At 73.8% G+C, this 16,531-nt stretch carries 15 protein-coding genes and 1 pseudogene; 7 read left to right on the top strand and 9 right to left on the bottom strand.

The window, feature by feature from the left end; translation table 11 throughout:
• The first annotated feature begins 153 nt into the window (after nt 1-153).
• Entirely contained in the window at nt 154-774 is a 621-nt protein-coding gene (locus ES689_RS07980; RefSeq protein ID WP_146902646.1) for a hypothetical protein, read from the top strand.
• A 59-nt stretch (nt 775-833) separates the two neighbouring features.
• On the opposite strand, the gene ES689_RS07975 is transcribed toward ES689_RS07980, so the two are convergent.
• Nucleotides 834-1,655: a sigma-70 family RNA polymerase sigma factor gene (locus ES689_RS07975; RefSeq protein WP_146902643.1), complete on the bottom strand. Its 822-nt coding sequence runs from the start codon at nt 1,653-1,655 to the stop codon at nt 834-836.
• Nucleotides 1,656-2,044: 389 nt separating this feature from the next.
• Nucleotides 2,045-3,001, bottom strand: a complete 957-nt coding sequence (locus ES689_RS07970) for a DMT family transporter (protein ID WP_146902640.1) — start codon at nt 2,999-3,001, stop codon at nt 2,045-2,047.
• An 89-nt stretch (nt 3,002-3,090) separates the two neighbouring features.
• Between ES689_RS07970 and ES689_RS07965 the strand changes: the two genes are divergently transcribed.
• Entirely contained in the window at nt 3,091-3,651 is a 561-nt protein-coding gene (locus tag ES689_RS07965) for a CGNR zinc finger domain-containing protein (protein WP_146902637.1), read from the top strand.
• Nucleotides 3,652-3,797: 146 nt separating this feature from the next.
• Here the strand turns inward: ES689_RS07965 and ES689_RS07960 are convergent, their stop codons facing one another.
• The 7 genes from ES689_RS07960 to ES689_RS07930 all read right to left on the bottom strand — a co-directional run bounded on the left by ES689_RS07960 (nt 3,798) and on the right by ES689_RS07930 (nt 11,209).
• Nucleotides 3,798-4,598 carry a DNA-formamidopyrimidine glycosylase family protein gene (locus ES689_RS07960; protein ID WP_146902634.1) on the bottom strand — a complete coding sequence of 267 codons (801 nt, stop codon included), beginning with the start codon at nt 4,596-4,598 and terminating at the stop codon, nt 3,798-3,800.
• Between the two features lie 204 nt (nt 4,599-4,802).
• Nucleotides 4,803-6,638, bottom strand: a complete 1,836-nt coding sequence (locus tag ES689_RS07955; RefSeq protein WP_146902631.1) for a copper homeostasis protein CutC — start codon at nt 6,636-6,638, stop codon at nt 4,803-4,805.
• The gene (locus ES689_RS07950) at nt 6,635-7,681 is read right to left on the bottom strand and encodes an asparaginase (protein ID WP_146902628.1); all 1,047 of its coding nucleotides are present in this window, start codon (nt 7,679-7,681) and stop codon (nt 6,635-6,637) included. The genes ES689_RS07955 and ES689_RS07950 overlap by 4 nt, the downstream gene beginning before the upstream one ends.
• Before the next feature lie 35 nt (nt 7,682-7,716).
• Nucleotides 7,717-8,655, bottom strand: a complete 939-nt coding sequence (locus tag ES689_RS07945) for an amino acid ABC transporter permease (RefSeq protein ID WP_146902625.1) — start codon at nt 8,653-8,655, stop codon at nt 7,717-7,719.
• The gene (locus ES689_RS07940; protein ID WP_146902623.1) at nt 8,652-9,296 is read right to left on the bottom strand and encodes an amino acid ABC transporter permease; all 645 of its coding nucleotides are present in this window, start codon (nt 9,294-9,296) and stop codon (nt 8,652-8,654) included. The genes ES689_RS07945 and ES689_RS07940 overlap by 4 nt, the downstream gene beginning before the upstream one ends.
• Nucleotides 9,297-9,445: 149 nt before the next feature.
• Nucleotides 9,446-10,405: a glutamate ABC transporter substrate-binding protein gene (locus tag ES689_RS07935; RefSeq protein ID WP_223269480.1), complete on the bottom strand. Its 960-nt coding sequence runs from the start codon at nt 10,403-10,405 to the stop codon at nt 9,446-9,448.
• Between the two features lie 75 nt (nt 10,406-10,480).
• Entirely contained in the window at nt 10,481-11,209 is a 729-nt protein-coding gene (locus ES689_RS07930) for an amino acid ABC transporter ATP-binding protein (protein ID WP_146903581.1), read from the bottom strand.
• Between the two features lie 230 nt (nt 11,210-11,439).
• Between ES689_RS07930 and ES689_RS07925 the strand changes: the two genes are divergently transcribed.
• From ES689_RS07925 to flgK, 5 genes and pseudogenes are all read left to right on the top strand, one after another.
• The gene (locus ES689_RS07925) at nt 11,440-12,624 is read left to right on the top strand and encodes an ROK family transcriptional regulator (RefSeq protein ID WP_146902621.1); all 1,185 of its coding nucleotides are present in this window, start codon (nt 11,440-11,442) and stop codon (nt 12,622-12,624) included.
• Between the two features lie 48 nt (nt 12,625-12,672).
• A pseudogene (locus tag ES689_RS16120) lies at nt 12,673-13,215 on the top strand (DUF2510 domain-containing protein); the annotation flags it as partial.
• Between the two features lie 159 nt (nt 13,216-13,374).
• Nucleotides 13,375-14,142 carry a hypothetical protein gene (locus ES689_RS07920; protein ID WP_223269522.1) on the top strand — a complete coding sequence of 256 codons (768 nt, stop codon included), beginning with the start codon at nt 13,375-13,377 and terminating at the stop codon, nt 14,140-14,142.
• Nucleotides 14,143-14,572: 430 nt separating this feature from the next.
• Entirely contained in the window at nt 14,573-15,100 is a 528-nt protein-coding gene (locus ES689_RS07915) for a flagellar protein FlgN (RefSeq protein WP_146902617.1), read from the top strand.
• Nucleotides 15,100-16,515 carry a flagellar hook-associated protein FlgK gene (gene flgK / locus ES689_RS07910; protein WP_146902614.1) on the top strand — a complete coding sequence of 472 codons (1,416 nt, stop codon included), beginning with the start codon at nt 15,100-15,102 and terminating at the stop codon, nt 16,513-16,515. The genes ES689_RS07915 and flgK overlap by 1 nt, the downstream gene beginning before the upstream one ends.
• Nucleotides 16,516-16,531: the final 16 nt, after the last annotated feature.

Below are 16,531 nucleotides of genomic sequence, written 5' to 3'. Positions count from 1 at the left end.
GTCGGAAGAATTTCCCGTGCCGGCTCGGGTCGCGTCGGGTCGCGTACCAGCGGACGAGCTGAGACGGCACCTCCGGGGGACGTCGGGCCGCGACGAGGCCCCTTGACTGGTGGCCCGTCCTCGAGGACGGGCCGTCCACACGAAGGAGATCCCATGAGGAAGACGACAGGCCGCGCCGCGGCCCTGAGCGGGGCGATGGCCCTGGCCGCGGTGCTCGCCGTGACGCCCGCGGTCCACGCGAGCGCGACGACGGCAGCACCGGCGCCGACGCCGACGACGTGGTCGACCGACGTGCGCCCCGGCCCCGAGGCGACCGCCTCGGTGCCCGACCGGGACGCCGGCGCGGGCGACGAGCGCAGCATCTACCGGTACAGGATCGTCAACGCCCAGGTGACGGCCAACGCGCCGGGCAAGCTGCCGATCGCGAAGTGCGCCGCGGCGAGCGACGAGACGTCCTGCACGATCTCGGCGGGGGTCTCGACGACGGCGACCGTCGGGATCAGCCTCGGGGTGAGCGCGCAGGCCGTCGTGCAGGGACTCGGCCCGACGATCACCGGCGGCTTCAACGCGTCGTCGTCGCTCACGGTGACCATGAACGTCGGGTGCTCGGCACCGCCGCTGAGGAAGGGCCAGGCGTTCGCCGCCTTCGCCGTGGGCACCCGCGTGACCTACCAGGTCCAGAAGACGAACGTCTTCACGGGCAAGAAGATCCTCTCGAACGAGCTGTCGGCGTTCTTCCCCGAGGCGAACGGCATCGCCTGCGGCATCATCTGAGGGCCGGCAGCAGAGCGTCCGCGCCGAGGCCACAGCCCGGCGCGGACGCCTGCGTCGTCTCAGACCGCGGCGCTGAAGCCCTCGACGGCGGGCTCGCGCACGGCGCGGGCGATGCCCACGGCGGCGTTCGTGGCGACCTTCGAGAGGTAGGCGCTGCGGCGCGCGGGCGCCGTCTTCGAGACGGGCACGAACGCGGCCTGCTCGTCGTCCGCGTAGTGCGCGGCGAGGGCGTCCCTGAGCAGGCGGACCGCCTCCGTGCGCTGCTGCGAGACGGCGCTGTGGGTGATGCCGAGCTCGGCGGCGACCTCGGTGACGGTGCGGTCGCCGAAGTAGACGGCCTCGACGATGAGGCGCATGCGCTCGGGGAGGGCCTCGACGGCGGCGCGCACGTAGCGGCTGCGCTCGCTGGCGAGGAGGTGGTCGCCCGGCATCGGCACGTCGGCCGCGAGGTGGTCCGCGACCGTGTCGTCGAGGGTCGAGACGGTGCGGGCCGCGTCGGCGAGGGCGCTCGACGCGGTCTGCCGGTCGACGCCGAGGGCACCGGCGATCTCGTCGACCGAGGGGGCGCGCCCCAGGGACGCGGTCAGCGCCTCCTGCGTGGAGAGCGTCTCCTTGATGCGCTTGCGCGTGCCGCGGCTGGCCCAGTCGCCGGAGCGCATGTCGTCGGCGAACGCGCCGACGATGCGGGTGCGGGCGTAGGCGCCGAACGGGATGCCGAGGGTGGGGTCGAACGCGTCCGCCGCCTGGACGAGGGCGACCGCGCCGACGCTCGCGAGGTCGTCGCGGGACAGGTGGGTGGCACGGGCGCACACCTCGCTGACCAGGTAGCCCACCAGCGGCAGGTTCTCGACCACCATGGCGTTGCGTTCGGTGCGGTTCATCCGGTGCTCCCAGCAGGACGGGGGCCTGCACGGGGCAGGCCGGTTCAAGGTCCGGGCGCGCCGATGAGCCCTCTGATCAGGGCTGGTTCGTCGGTGCGCTCGTTCGGTGCGTTCGCGGGCAAGCGAGGCGGTGTGGCGTGGTGTGCGGTGCGGCTCGGACTCCGTGGACGTCGGGCCAGGGACTTCGGGTCTCCCGGCCCGGCGGATCTCCTCCGCCGTGCAAGAGCAAACTTATCGACCGGCTGGGAAGCCCATAAGTGCTCCGCTGTCCCCAGTGAGGGGGCGCGGGCGGCGCGCCTTCGGGGGGTGCCGTTCGACGGTGGCCCCCGGGCTGGGGCGGCGGAGGCGTAGCGGCGGAGGCGCGGCAGCCGATAAGGGGCGTGGGCGCGTCAGGCGGCCGGTGCCGCCGCCAGCACCTCGGGGGCCGGGCTCGGGTCGTCCGAGCTCGCGTCCGAGCGCACGGCGACGATGCCCGCGACGATCAACGCGCCGCCGACGAGCTGCCACGGGGTCAGCGCCTCGTCGAGCAGCACCCACGCCCAGGCCGCTGCGGCGGCGACCTCGAGCAGGCCGACGAACGAGGCCAGGCGCGACCCGAGCATCGAGCTCGCGGTGATGCTCGTCGCGTAGGCGACCGCGGTCGCGACGACCCCGATCACCAGCATCGGCACCCACCAGGCGACGACCCCGCCGAGCACCACGACGTCGGCGGCGGACGCCGTGAAGGGCACGAGCCCGGTGAGGCCCAGCAGCCCGAGCAGCGCCGACCCGACGAGCAGGCCGGAGGCGGCCAGTGCCACGGGCGGCAGGTCGCCCGACGGCTGGGCCGCGATGACGAAGTAGCCGGCGCAGCAGATCATCGCGAGCACGCCGAAGAGGAGGCCGAGGGGATCGAGCGCTCCCCCGCCGCTCGGCGACACGACCAGGACGAGCCCGGCGGCGGCGATCGCGGAGCCGATCAGCACGACCCCGGCCGGCCGACGCCGCGACGCGACCCACGCGACGGCGACGAGCAGCAGCGGGGCCATGTACTCGAGCAGGATGGCCGTGCCGACCGGAATGTGCTGGATCGCCGCGAAGTAGAAGACCTGCGTGCCGGCGACGCCGACGACGGCCATGCCGAGCACGCGCCGACGCGCCCGCCAGATCGGTCGCAGGTCGAGGCGAAGCGTCGCGAGCGCGACGGGGGCGAGCAGCGCTCCGCCGACCAGGGCGCGCAGGGCGACGGCGGCGACGGGACTCCAGCCGGAGGCGAGCAGCGGCTTCACGAAGGGACCGGACACCCCGAAGGAGGCGGCGGCCACGACCGCGACGATCAGTCCGGTCGTGAGGTGGCGGCGGTCCACGGCTGCTCGATTCGTCAGGGCCCACTGCGAGTAAGGGCCTAAAGGGTGATGAGTCATGACAGTAGACTGGTCTCGAGTAAGGAGTCAATGTGCTTTTCGCCCCTGACACGGAAGACGTGCTCGAGTTCGACGCGACGATCCTCAACACGGCCGCCCGAGCGACCCGCAGCGGCGTCGACCAGCTCGCCACGACCGACCAGCTGACGGCGCTGATGACGCGCTTCGGCTTCTCGGGCCGGTTCGACGGCGACGAGGCCGAGCTCGAGGCAGTGCGGCGGGCCCGCACGCGCCTCCGCCAGCTCTGGACGCTCGACCGCGACCCGATGGTCGAGGCCGTCAACGAGCTCCTCGCCCGCCTGCAGGCCGTGCCGCGGCTCGTGCGGCACGGCGACCTCGACTGGCACGTGCACGCCACCCCGCAGGAGGCGCCCCTCGCGGACCGCATCCTCGTCGAGGCCGCGATGGCCCTCGTCGACGTCGTCCGCACCGACGAGACCGGGCGGCTCCGCGAGTGCGCGGCGGACGACTGCGACGGCGTGCTCGTCGACCTCTCGCGGAACGCCTCCAAGCGCTTCTGCAGCGTGCGCTGCAGCAACCGCGTGAACGCGGTCGCGTTCCGCGAGCGGCGCGCCGCCGACCCGCTCGCGTAGCGCGCCGCGCCGCGCCGCGCCGCGCCGCGAGCTGCACCCCCGGACCCTCGGAACCCGCGCACACCCTCCGGCGCGCAGCGGGGTGCGCGCGGCTTCGAGGGGTCCGGACGCAGCGCGAGCGCCCCGCGAGCGCCGGCGGCGCACGGCTAGCGCAGCGGCTGGCAGCTCGGGCACCACCAGGTGCGGCGCCGGCCGGGGTCGTCCGCGACCTCGGCACGCACGATCACGGTCGTGCCGCAGCGCAGGCACGGGCGCCCGGCGCGCCCGGCGACCCAGTGCCGCTCGCCGCGGCGGGTGTTCCCCGTGGTGGTCTGGAACATGCCGGGCACCCGCACCGACGCCTGCAGCCCCCGCGCCGCGACCCGCACGAGCGCTGCCGCGTCGACCGCGCCCACCGGGGTGAACGGCGAGACCCCGCGCAGGAAGCAGACCTCGTTCGCCCACAGGTTGCCGAGCCCGGCCAGCACCCGCTGGTCGAGCAGCACGGCGGCCACCGTGCGGCCCGGGTCGGTCGCCTCGACCCGTCGCCGGGCCTCCGCCGGGTCCCAGTCGTCGCGGAGCGGGTCGGGCCCGAGGTGGCCCACCACGGAGCGCTCGTCGCGGGTGTCGAGCAGCTCGACCACGGGCAGGTCGAGGCCCCACGCGGCGGAGCCGGCCTCGGTCTGCATCCGGACCCGCGCCTCCTTCGCGACCGCCGTCGGCAGACGCCGACCGGGCCCCGTGATCGTCCACGAGCCCTGCATGCGGAGGTGCGTGTGCAGCGTGCGCCCGGTGTCGAAGCGCGTGAGGAGGTGCTTGCCGTGCGTGTCGTGCTCGAGGATCGTCCACCCCGCCAGGGGCGTGCCCGCGGCGGCGCCCGACCGCAGCTCGCCGCTCGCCAGGCGCTGCCCGTCGAGGGACGCACGGAGGCGCTCGGCCAGTCGGAAGACGCTGTCACCCTCGGGCATGCGGGCAGGTTAGCCGCCGCCTCCGACACGCGTCCCGCACGGCCGGACCGCGCGCACGGCCGGACCGCCGACGGCCGCACCGCGCGCACAACTCAGGAACTTCAGCCCGTCGATTCCTGAATCGTGCACGGTTCAGGAACCAAGCTCCTCTCCTCGCAACATGCAGGAGCCATCTTCCTGAATGAGGAGACGAGCGGCCGCGGCTCAGTCCGCGAGCAGGTCCGCCCGCGACCACGAGTCGACGACGCTCCCCCGTCCGCCGGCGCGGAACGCGAGCACCGCGGCGCCGATGCGCCCGCCGTGCGTGCCGAGCTCCGACAGCCGCACCTCGGGTGCGGCACGCCAGGCCAGCCCGGCCGCGAGCTCGGCCCGCAGCGGGTCGACGAGGGTCGCTCCCGCCCGGGACACTCCCCCGGCGAGCACGATCACCGCCGGGTCGACGAGCAGCGTGAGCGACGTGAGGCCGAGCGCGAGCGCCCGGACGCCGTCCGCCCAGACCCGGTCGGCGATCGCGTCGACGCCGGTCCCGACGCCCTCGACTCTCCCGACCCGCGCGACGACGGCCGCCGTGTCCAGCCCGGGCTCTCCGCCGAGGGCCGCGTAGCGCCGAGCGACGCCGGCCCCCGACAGGTAGACCTCGAGGCAGCCGTGCTGGCCGCACGTGCAGGCCTCGCCGCCGGGCACCGCGGGCACGTGGCCGAGCTCGCCCGCCGCCGTCAGGGCCCCGCGGACGGCGTGCCCGCCGCTCGTGATCGAGGCGGCCACGCCGGTCCCGACGGCGACCAGCACCGAGTCGGCGACCCCGGCCGACGCTCCGAACAGGCTCTCGGCCAGGCCGCTGGTCCGCACGTCGTGGTCGATCTCGACGGGCACGCCGAGCTCCGCCGAGAGGATCGGCCCGAGCGGGACGTCGGTCCAGCCGAGCGTCGACGCGAAGAGGACGATCCCGCGCTCGGCGTCGACCATGCCCGGCGTGACGACGCCCACGCCGACGACGTCGTGCCCCGAGGCACGAGCCGCAGCCCGCAGCTCGTGCAGCAGGCCGACGACGAGGTCGATCGACTCCTCGCCCGTGGACCCCGCCGCGACCGAGAGGGAGAGGACCGTGCGCCCCGAGTCGTCGACCACCGCCCCCTTGAAGGAGGTGCCCCCGATGTCGACCGCGACGACCGCGGACCGGGACGGCGCCGGGCCGGGCACCGCGCCTCCTGCGTGCTGGGCAGCCGAAGCGTCCGCGGCATCCACGAGATCCACTGCGGCAGGGTCGCCCGCCCGGCGCCCGACGGCCGCGAGGAACTCCGCGACGACGGCAGGGTCGGTCCGCAGCGTCCCGTCCCCGCGCGGCGAGGGCGACATCGCCCGCAGGTGCACCGATGAGGCGCCGGTCGCGTCGAGCAGGTCGCGGACGCCGGCCGCCCTGACCCCGCCGCCGACGAGCACCTCGGGGGCGTCCGGGCTCGCCGCAGATCGCCGCACGAGCTCGGCCAGCACCTCCGCGCCCTCGGCCGCGGTACCCGGGCCGCCCGCCGTGAGCACGCGGCGCACACCGAGCGAGTGCAGCACGTCGTACGCGGCGAGCAGGTCGGGCGTGGCGTCGATCGCCTTGTGGAACGTGACGGGCAGCGGCCCGGCGGCGGCGACGAGGCGGCGCATCGCCGGCACGTCCACCTCGGAGGCGGCGGTCAGGGCCCCGAGGACGACCCCGACCTCGGTCCGGCCCTCGTTCCCGTTCCCGTTACCGGCCGAGGCCGCGAGGGCGAGCTCGACGATCGCCTCGAGGTCGGCGCACATCACGTCGAGCTCGCCGTCGTCGTACGCGAAGTCGCCGCCGCGAGGGCGGACGATCACCTGCACGCCGACGTGCCGCACGGCCCGGAGCGCCGAGCGGACCAGCCCGACGCTCGGGGTCGTCCCGCCCTCGACCAGGTCGGCGCAGAGCTCGATCCTCTCGACGCCCGCCCGGTCGGCCACGAGGGCGCCGTCGAGGTCGTCGACGCAGAGCTCGACGACGACTCGGGGAGGCGCTGCGGGATCCGTCATCGGGCGCCGGCCCCGGCGCCGCGCGCCTGCGCGACCCACGCTGCGACGTCGGCCCCGACCCGGATCTCGCCGACGGGCACCCCGCCGCCGAGCACGCGCAGCGCGGTCAGCGACCCGGCCGCGGAGACGTCCACGCCGAGCGCTCCGAGCACCTCGAGCGCGACCAGCGTCGTCGCCCGCGGGCTGCCGTCGACGACCTTCATCGCGACCGCCTCGCCGGTCGACGTGGCCATCCCGATCACGCCCTCGGCGCCGCCCTTGGCGAGCAGGCCGGGCACGCGCGTCATCGCGTCGCTGTTGGCGTGGTCGTTCCCGCCCACGAAGAAGGGGTGCGCGCGCATCGCGTCGGCGACGCGGCGGGCGTTCGACCCCGCCGACGCGGTGACGAGCGCCCGGAACGACCGCGCCAGCCCCTCGACGGTGGTGCTGAAGAGCGGTGCGCCGCAGCCGTCGACGGCCGTGGCCTCCACGGTCGTGCCGGCCACCGCCTCCAGCGTCCGACGGACGAGCTGCTGCAGCGGGTGCGCAGGGTCCAGGTAGGAGGCGGTGTCCCAGCCCGCGGACACGCACGCCAGCAGCATGGCCGCGTGCTTGCCCGAGCAGTTCATGCGGACACGCGACCGCGTCTCGCCGTCGCGGATCAGGCGCTCGCGCGTCGCCTCGTCCTCGGGCCAGTCGACGGGGCAGCCGAGTGCGGACTCGTCGAGCCCTGCACGCGCGAGGATGCGGCGGACGACCTCGACGTGCGCGTCCTCGCCGGTGTGGCTGCCGGCTGCGATCGCGAGCTCCTCCCCCTCGAGGTCGGCCCCGGCCTCGAGGCAGGCGAGCGCCTGCACGGGCTTCGTGGTCGAGCGGGGCAGCACCTGGGCCCCGCCGCTGCCGAGGTCGGCGGCGACCCGGCCCTCGGCGTCGAGGGCGACGAGCCAGCCGAGGTGGCGGCTCTCGACGACGCCCGAGCGGACGACGACGGCGAGCTCGGCGAGCGACGCCGCAGCGGCGACGGCGGTCGACGAGTCGGGGGAAGCGGTGAGGGAGGGGGCCACGGTGGTGCTCCTTGGTGACGGGGAGGGCGGGAGGGTCAGTCGAGCGCGGGCGCGGAGGCCGGCGTCGGGACGGGAGCCGTCGCCCGACGAGGGCTGCGCCGCGACGGCCGCGCCCGCAGGCGGGCGGCGAGGGTCGACAGCGCCCCGTTGAAGACGAGGTACACGAGCGTCACGACGAGGAACGTCTGGATCAGGAGGTGGTTGAACGACGACAGCACCTGGCCGCGGTAGAGCAGCTCGGTGAACGCGACGATGTAGCCGAGCGAGGTGTCCTTGACCAGGCTGACCAGCTGGGTCACGAGCGACGGCGTCACGAAGCGGAGCGCCTGCGGCAGCACGACGAGCCGGGTCGTCTGCGCCGACGAGAGCCCGAGGCTGAGCCCGGCCTCGCGCTGGCCGCGCGACAGCCCGAGGATGCCGGCGCGGACGATCTCGGCGAACGCGGCGGAGTTCGCCACGGTGAGCGGCACGACGAGCTTCCAGATCAGCGGCAGGTCGAGGCCGAGCTGCGGCAGCCCGAACAGCATCAGGTAGATGAGCAGCAGCACGGGCACCGTGCGGGCGACCTCGATGTACGCGGTCGACAGCCAGCGCAGCGGGCGACGCGGGCTCAGCCGTCCGAGCGCGAGGAGGAGCCCGAGCGCACCGCCGAGCACCGCGACGAGGGCGGCGGCCTGGATCGTGCCCCAGAGGCCCACGAGCAGGTACTGCCAGATCGGCCAGGAGAGGAACGGCGTCCAGCGGTCGGCGTCGAGCTGCCCGCGCGAGCCGAACTGGACGAGCCCGGCCGCGACGAGCCCCGCCAGGGCGAGCACGACGACGACCGACCAGAGCCGGATGGCACGTCGCGTCCGCGGGCCGGGCTCGTCGTAGAGCGAGACCGTGGGCGCCTTCCGGACGGAGGCGGCGGGGGTGACGGCGGTGGCGCCTCCGGCAGGACGGGAGGAGGCGGAGGGGGTGGTCGGCGTGGTCATCGGACGATCGCCGCCTTTCGTTCGAGGCGTCCGGCGCCGAGGCCGATGACGAGGGCGAGCACCATGTAGACGAGGCCAGCGGCGGTGAAGATCAGGATCGGCTGCGCCTGCACCAGGTTGAGCTTGTTGACGGCGCTGGTCAGCTCGACGACGCCGACGGCCGCGGCGAGCGCCGTGTTCATCGTGAGCGCGATCATGACGTTGCCGATCGGCTGCACGGCCGCCCGCAGCGACTGCGGCAGCACGACGAGCCGGAGCGTCTGGCCGAGCGTCAGCCCGAGTGCCCTGCTCGCCTCGACCTGGCCGTTGCCGACCGTGTTCACGCCGCTGCGCACCGCCTCCGCGACGTACGCGGCCTCGTAGAGGGCGAGCACGAGCACCGTGGTCGGCGCGAGCGGCATGATCAGCCCGGCGTCGGGCAGGGCGAACACGGCCAGGATCAGCAGCGCGAGCAGCGGCACGTTCACGAAGAACTGCGTGTACGCCCAGGCGGCGCCGCGCAGCACGGGCACCGGGCTGATCCGGGCGGCGGCCACCAGGGTGCCGAGCACGAGGGCCCCGGCGCCGGCGACGAGCGCCATCACGATCGTCGTGCCGAGCGCCGTGAGGAGCGGCCCTGCACTGTCGACGAAGAAGTCCATGGGGTCTTTCGGGCTGAGGGCGGGCGGGGCGGAGAACGGGCAGGAGGTGCGCAGACCGCAGGAGGTGCGGCTGCAGCGACGGGACCGGGCGCCGGCCGGTCGACGGGTCGCCCCGACGGCCGGCCGGCGCACCGGCGCCCGTGGTCCGGCTAGGAGCCGGGGACGGAGCCGATCTCGGGCGCCTCGGGGGTGTCCGACTCGACGGCCGCGCCGAGCGTCTCGTCCCAGACCTTCGCCCAGGTGCCGTCGTCCTCGATCTTCACGAGCCAGTCGTTGATGAAGGCCTTGAAGTCGGCGTCGTCCTTGGCGAGGCCGATGCCGTAGGCCTCGGTCGTGAAGGGCTGGCCGACGACCTTGATCGAGTCGTCCGACGCGGCGTTCGAGGCGAGCAGCGTGAAGTCCTGCACGTACGCGTCGCCGCGGCCCTGCTTGAGGGCCTGCATCGCCTGCGGGTCGGTCGCGAACGACACGAGCGTGGCGGTCGGCTGCTCCTCGGGCACGGCGGTGACGGCGGGCGTGTTGGCGCCGACGATGACGGTCTTGTCGCCGAGGTCCTCGATCCCCTCGATGTCGTCGTTGTCGGCCTTCACCGCGACGGCGAGACCGGACTCGAGGTAAGGGCCGGCGAACGAGATCTGCTCGGCCCGCTCCTCCGTGATCGTGTACGTGTTGAAGACGACGTCGACGGTGCCGTTCTGCAGCAGGGCCTCGCGGGTCTCGGAGGCGGGCGGCACGATCTCGACGTTCGGCTCGCCGAGGATGTAGATGGCGAGCAGCTTGGCGAGGTCGGCGTCGAAGCCCTGCACGTCGTCGGGGTTCGACGGGTCCTGCTGCGAGAGCAGCGGCGCGTCGAGTGCCTCGCCGACGATCAGCGTGCCGCGCTCCTTGATCTTGGCCATCGTCGAGTCGGGCAGGATGTCGGCCGCGTCGGCGACGACCGCGTTCGCGTAGACCTCGTCGAGGGCCGAGGCGGCCGAGGAGGCGCCGGGGTCGGCCCCGGGGACGGCCGAGCTGTCGCTCGAGCAGGCCGCGAGGCCGAGCATCGCGACGACGGCGACGGCTGCCGGGACGACCCGACGCAGGCGGAGGGGGGAGGGGGACGTGCGCACGGTGGTGCCTCTCTTCGATGGGGCTGCTGTGGGAGGTGGTGATGCGGGAGGTGCGGAGGGGAGGAGCGGAGGGAGTCAGTGGGTGAGGATCTTCGACAGGAACGCCTTCGCCCGGTCGGACTCGGGGTGGTCGAAGAACGTGGCCGGGTCGGCCTGCTCGACGATGCGGCCGTCGTCCATGAAGACGACGCGGTCCGCGGCGCGCCGGGCGAAGCCCATCTCGTGGGTGACGACGATCATCGTCATGCCCTCGGCGGCGAGCGAGACCATCACGTCGAGCACCTCGTTGACCATCTCGGGGTCGAGCGCCGACGTCGGCTCGTCGAACAGCATCACCTTCGGACGCATCGCGAGGGCTCGGGCGATGGCGGCACGCTGCTGCTGGCCGCCCGAGAGCTGTGCCGGGAAGGCGTCGGCCTTGTCGGCGATGCCGACCCGGGCGAGCAGCTCGAGCCCGTGCGCCTGGGCGTCCTTCTTCGACTCGCCCCGCACGGTGATCGGCGCCAGCGTCACGTTGTCGAGGATCGTGCGGTGCGCGAAGAGGTTGAACGACTGGAACACCATGCCGACGTCGGCGCGCAGGGCGGCGAGCGCCTTGCCCTCCTCGGGCAGCCGCACGCCGTCGACGAGGATCTCGCCGCTCGTGGTCGTCTCGAGCCGGTTGAGGCACCGGCACAGCGTCGACTTGCCCGAGCCGGAGGGGCCGACGACCACGACGACCTCGCGCGGCGCGACGCTGAGGGTGACGTCCTTGAGGACGTGGTGCTCGCCGAAGTGCTTCTGGACGTCGCGCATCGTGACCATGTCGGTCGCGCTCGTGCCCGAGCTGGTGCCTGAGGCCGTGCTGTCCACGCTGGTGCCGCTTTCTCGAGAGGTGCGGCAAGGGGGCCGCGTCGCCGTCCGGTGAGGTCGTCGTCCGTGTGGACGGGAACCTACTGTGCGATTGTTACACGTAGATTTCGATCAACTTCATGCAATACTGGAGAAACGCGACGGGCTCGGCGGCGTTCGCGACCGATCAGCACGAGGGGCCCATGACGACGACAGACGCGTTCCGCGCTCCGCTCCGGCACACGCCCCAGGCCGTCGAGGTCCTGCGTCCGCTGCGGGCGGGCAGCGCCAGGTCACGCGCCGACCTCGCGAGGGTGACCGGCCTGTCGCCCTCGACCGTCGCCTCCCGCGTGGAGGACCTGATCCGCCTCGGCCACGTCGTCGAGACCGGCGAGGGCGAGTCGCGCGGCGGTCGCCGTCCGCGCCGGCTGCAGGTCCGCGGCGGCGCCGGCCTGGTCGGCTGCGTCGACCTCGGCGTCGACCGCGCCTCCTTCGGGCTGGTCGACTTCGCGGGCGTGCTGCTCGCCGAGCGCCACGTGGCCCTGGACGTGGCCGAGGGGCCGACCGCGGTGGTCTCGGCGTCGCTGGCGCACCTCCTCGACATGCTGGGCGAGCTCGACGAGACGGGCCACGGCCGGCTCAGCGGGCTGTCGGTGGGCGTGCCCGGGCCCGTCTCGACCGCGACGTCGCGCATCGTCTCGCCCTCGCGCATGCCCGGCTGGAACGGGATCTCGGTCGCCGAGGTGGTGCAGCGCGAGGTCGACCTGCCCGTCGTCGTGAACAACGACGCCAACCTCATGGCGGCCGGCGAGCTCGTGGCCGAGGGCGACGAGGCCGTGCCCGCCGACCAGGTCTTCGTCAAGGTGGGCTCGGGCATCGGCTGCGGCATCGTCTCGCGCGGCGAGCTCTACACGGGCAGCAACGGCTGGGCGGGCGACATCAGCCACGTCACCGTGCCCGGCGCCACCGCCGTGCCGTGCTCGTGCGGCCGCACCGGCTGCCTCGACGCGCTCGCCTCGGGCAACGCGCTCGTGCGCGAGATGCAGCTGGCGGGGCACGACGTCGGCACCGTCGAGGCGATGATCGACCTCGCGCGCGACGCCCACCCCCTCGCGACCGGCCTGCTGCGCGGAGCCGGCGTGATGACGGGCGGCGTGCTCGCGACCATCGTCAACTTCTTCAACCCCGACCGGCTCGTGCTCGGCGGGGTGCTCGCCGACTCGGACGTCTTCGTCGCCGGCGTCCGCTCGACCCTCTGGGCCGACTGCCTGCCGATGGCGACCGACCAGCTGCTCGTCGAGGTGACGCGGCACCAGGGCACGGGCGGGCTGCGCGGGGCGGGGCGGGTGTTCCTCGACCAGGTGTTCTCGGTGCGCGGCCTGGCCTGAACGTCGCGCCGACGCCGCGCCGCGCCGCGCAGTGCCGCGCGCCGCGCAGTGCCGCGCGCCGCGGCCTCGAGCTACGCCCCCTGTTCCCCGCGCGACACCCGCCGTTCCAGGGGCGCAGCGCCGGACCAGGGGTGCAGCTCAGCGCGTCGGCCGGTCGCATTCGCCGAACCCACGCCTACCAGCCCTCGCGCTCGAGGGTGCGCGCGGATCCCCAGGGTGGGGCCCCGCCGGTCCCGGACCGCGATCGGCCGAGTGCACCCGGACCCGTTCTGGGGTCTCGGCCCAGTCACGAGAATCATTCGTTTTCGTCTACCTTGTACCCGGGGGCACACAGGTTCTCGGACGCGCTCAGGATCACGGTCGTCGAGTTCTCATGAGTCGACGTCGCTGTGCGGCGGTCGACCTGATGCTCCTTCCACGTCGCCATTCATCGTGAAGAAGCGACGAACCCGAGGCGCCCTGCGCCAAGACCCGAGAGAACGAACCTTGCCCCAGGAGACGCCCGCCGGCTGGTACCCAGCCCCGCACGCCAACAACGAACAGCGCTATTGGGATGGACAGCGCTGGTCGGAAGGACCGCCGACGCCTGCCCAGACGCCTCCGATGCCGCCGGCCGGTCCGCCGACCGGTCCGCCGGCCGGTCCGCCGGCCGGTCCGCCGACGGTTCCGGCACCGGGCCAGCCCGCGGATCAGGTCACGCCTCCTCAGCCGTACGGAGTCCGACAGGCTTCACCGTCGAGGAACTTGGCCGTGGCCGCCCTCGTCCTGGGCATCCTGGCGTTCCTCACGGGTCTCGTGAAGGTGCTCGGCCTGCTCCTGGCGATCGCAGCCGTCGCCCTGGGCATCGCGGCTCTCGTCAAGAAGCAGCAGAAGGGCCTGGCCGTCGTGGGGCTCGCTCTGGGCAGTGTCGCTCTGCTGACCGGGATCATCGTCGCGGGTGCCGGGGCGGACGACTCGAACTCCTCCTCGACCGCAGCGAGCGAGACGGAGCCTGCGGAGCCGGCGGAAGAGGCCAGCGTCGAAGCTGAACCATCCGAGGCACCCGTATCCGAAGCGTCCGAGCCCGAACCGGCAGAGAGCGAGGCACCCGCGGAGACCGGCACCGTCGAGAACCCCGTGCCGCAGCCGTACGTCGCGAAGGGACTCCTGGGGGGTGAGAAGTACAGCTTGACCGCGCGGATCGTGGACGCCAACGCCAACGCAGCCGTCGAGCAGTACAACATGTTCAACAGCGAAGCCCCCGCGGGCTTCAAGTACGTCGTGGCAGAACTCGCGATGACAGGCATCGACCCCGACGGGGTCGAGCCGTCACTCGCGTCGTACGACCTGTCCCTGGCGACTCCCGAGGGCAACCGGTACGACACCGAGTACATCGTCTTCGGCGACGGGATGCCGTCGATGAGCGACGGCCCCACCCTCTATCCCGGGTCGGCCTTCACCGGTTACACCGCCTACATCGTGCCCGAGAGCGCACAGTCGTTCGTTCTGTACGACAACGGCAACTACATCTCGTTCTAGAACTGACGGCTCGGGTCACCGAGAAGGCGAACGAGGCGCATCGACCTCATCCCTCACCTCGACCTGATCCACGTATTCCCCGCAAGGGCCAGGCACGCCGAGCGCGCGCCTGGCCCTTCGTCCTTGCCCTAGGCGTCATGAAGAGTCGACGCGATGCCGCCATCGACCGCTCGGCGCGGCGGCTCACCGCGCAGTGCCGTGCCGCCCGCCGCGCGCCGTGCAGGAACATCCGCGCGCGGGTTCCTGCATCGTGCACGATTCAGGAGCACGGGTCCCCCCGACGCGAGACGCAGGACACATGTTCCTGAATGAGGAGCGCACGCAGACGGACGTCGCCTAACGCCGGGACGCGGGACGCCGATAGTCCCCCGTGCAGAGGACATCACCGCTCCGCTGCACCACCCGACGACCCCCTGACCGAGGAGGCCCCATGGGCGCGAACGAGCTGTCCGCGCTGCTCTGGCGCGAGCGAGAGCTGCTGGAGCTGCTGACCTTCAAGCTGGAGGAGGAGCAGCTGCTGCTCACCGCCGGCCGCACCCGCTGGATCGAGCACGCGACCCGCGAGGTCGAGCAGGTGCTCGAGCGCCTCCGCGAGGCCGGGCTGGCCCGTGCCGTCGAGGTCTCGTCCGTCGCCCAGGAGTGGGGCACCGACGAGGAGGCGCCCCTGCGCGAGATCATCGCCGCGGCTCCCGCAGGCCCCTGGGGAGAGATCTTCACGGCGCACCTGAAGTCGATGACCGACCTCACCGCCCGCATCGCGCAGCTGCGCGACGAGAACGAGCGGTTCCTCCGCGCCGCCGCCCGGGCGACTCAGGAGACGATGGCCACGGCCGCCGACGCGGCAGCCGGCAGCATCTACGACGCCCGCGGCTCGGTCGGGGGCGCCTCGGCGTCGCGGGCCGGCCGTGCCGGCGCGACCGCCGCCTCCGGCGGTCAGCTCTTCGACGGGCGGCTGTGATGGTCAGCACCTTCGGCAGCCTGCACACCGCCTACACCGGCCTCGTCGCCGCCCGCACCGGCATCGACGTGACCGGACAGAACATCGCCAACGTCAACACCGAGGGCTACACGCGCCAGCGCGTCGGCCAGAGCTCGGTCGAAGCCCCCGCCCGCACGGGCCGCTTCAGCGCGGGCGTCGTGCCCGGCCAGGGCGTCGCGGTCGACGCGATCGCCCGCCTCGGCAACGCCGTCGTCGACGGCCAGGTCCGCGGCGCCGCAGCCGCCGCCGGCTACCAGTCGGTGCGCGCGGACGCGCTCTCGACCCTCGAGCAGGGCCTCGGCGAGCCCCGCAGCACGGGCATCACCGCCCAGCTCGGCGCCTTCTGGAACTCGTGGAGCGACCTCGGCAGCCACCCCGACCAGACCGGCCCCGCGTCGGTGCTGCTCGGCCAGGCCAAGACGCTCGCCGCGAGCATCGCCTCCGGCCACCAGGCCGTCGAGGACCAGTGGAGCGCCACCCGCGGCACCGCCCAGACCCTCGGCGTGCAGCTGAACGACGCCGCCCGCCAGGTCGCCGACCTCAACGGGCGCATCCGCTCGGCCGTGCAGGACGGCACGAGCGCCAACGAGCTGCTCGACGCCCGCGCCCGCCTCACCGAGCAGATCGCCTCGATCGCCGGCGGCACCGTGCGCGACGCGGGCGACGGCACGGTCGACGTGCTGATCGGCGGCAACGCGCTCGTCAGCGGCACCACGGCCCGCAGCGTCGTCGTCACGGGCGAGTTCACCATGAGCGCCTCGACCGGCGTCGCCGTCGAGTGGGCGCACCGTCCCGGCGACGTCGTGGCCATGGACGGCGGCAGCCTGGCCGGCGCCGTCTCGCTGCTCGGCCCCGCGGCCGGCGGACAGGGCGGCGCCCTCGCCGAGGCGGCCGCGTCGTACGACGCCCTCGCGACGCAGCTCGCGACGCAGGTCAACGCCGTGCACGCCGGCGGAGTCCGCGCCGACGGCCAGCCCGCCGGGCAGTTCTTCGCCCTGGCGCCCGGCGTCTCGGCGGCACGCGGCCTCACGGTCGTGCCGACCGGCGCCTCCTCGATCGCCTCGGGCGGCGGGGCGGGAGCCCTCGACGGCTCCGTCGCGCAGCGCATCGCGCAGCTCGGCGTCGGCTCGGGGTCCCCCGACCGCGCCTGGTCGTCGATCGTCGCCGGCATCGGCGCCTCCGCGAAGAGCGAGATGGCGCAGTCGTCGCTCGCCGACCTCGCCGCGTCGTCCGCCAAGAACCGGCAGCTGTCGGGCTCAGGCGTGAGCCTCGACGAGGAGAACGTCTCGCTGCTCAGCTACCAGCACGCCTACCAGGGCGCCGCTCGCGTGATGACGGCCATCGACGAGATGCTCGACACGCTGATCAACGGCATGGGCCGGGTCGGGAGGTAGGGACGATGCTGACACG

Source organism: Frigoribacterium sp. ACAM 257 (assembly GCF_007954365.1).
Taxonomy (GTDB): domain Bacteria; phylum Actinomycetota; class Actinomycetes; order Actinomycetales; family Microbacteriaceae; genus Frigoribacterium.
Note: the sequence above shows the minus strand (reverse complement) of the source record. Positions and strands in the feature narration are given on the sequence as shown.

Bases quoted from the DNA above. Each gene is read 5' to 3' on its own strand.
- ES689_RS07980 (WP_146902646.1), top strand. From the start codon at position 154: ATGAGGAAGACGACAGGCCGCGCCGCGGCCCTGAGCGGGGCGATGGCC.
- ES689_RS07975 (WP_146902643.1), bottom strand. From the start codon at position 1,655: ATGAACCGCACCGAACGCAACGCCATGGTGGTCGAGAACCTGCCGCTG.
- ES689_RS07960 (WP_146902634.1), bottom strand. From the start codon at position 4,598: ATGCCCGAGGGTGACAGCGTCTTCCGACTGGCCGAGCGCCTCCGTGCG.
- ES689_RS07955 (WP_146902631.1), bottom strand. From the start codon at position 6,638: ATGACGGATCCCGCAGCGCCTCCCCGAGTCGTCGTCGAGCTCTGCGTC.
- ES689_RS07945 (WP_146902625.1), bottom strand. From the start codon at position 8,655: ATGACCACGCCGACCACCCCCTCCGCCTCCTCCCGTCCTGCCGGAGGC.
- ES689_RS07940 (WP_146902623.1), bottom strand. From the start codon at position 9,296: ATGGACTTCTTCGTCGACAGTGCAGGGCCGCTCCTCACGGCGCTCGGC.
- ES689_RS07930 (WP_146903581.1), bottom strand. From the start codon at position 11,209: ATGGTCACGATGCGCGACGTCCAGAAGCACTTCGGCGAGCACCACGTC.
- ES689_RS07925 (WP_146902621.1), top strand. From the start codon at position 11,440: ATGACGACGACAGACGCGTTCCGCGCTCCGCTCCGGCACACGCCCCAG.
- ES689_RS07915 (WP_146902617.1), top strand. From the start codon at position 14,573: ATGGGCGCGAACGAGCTGTCCGCGCTGCTCTGGCGCGAGCGAGAGCTG.
- flgK (WP_146902614.1), top strand. From the start codon at position 15,100: ATGGTCAGCACCTTCGGCAGCCTGCACACCGCCTACACCGGCCTCGTC.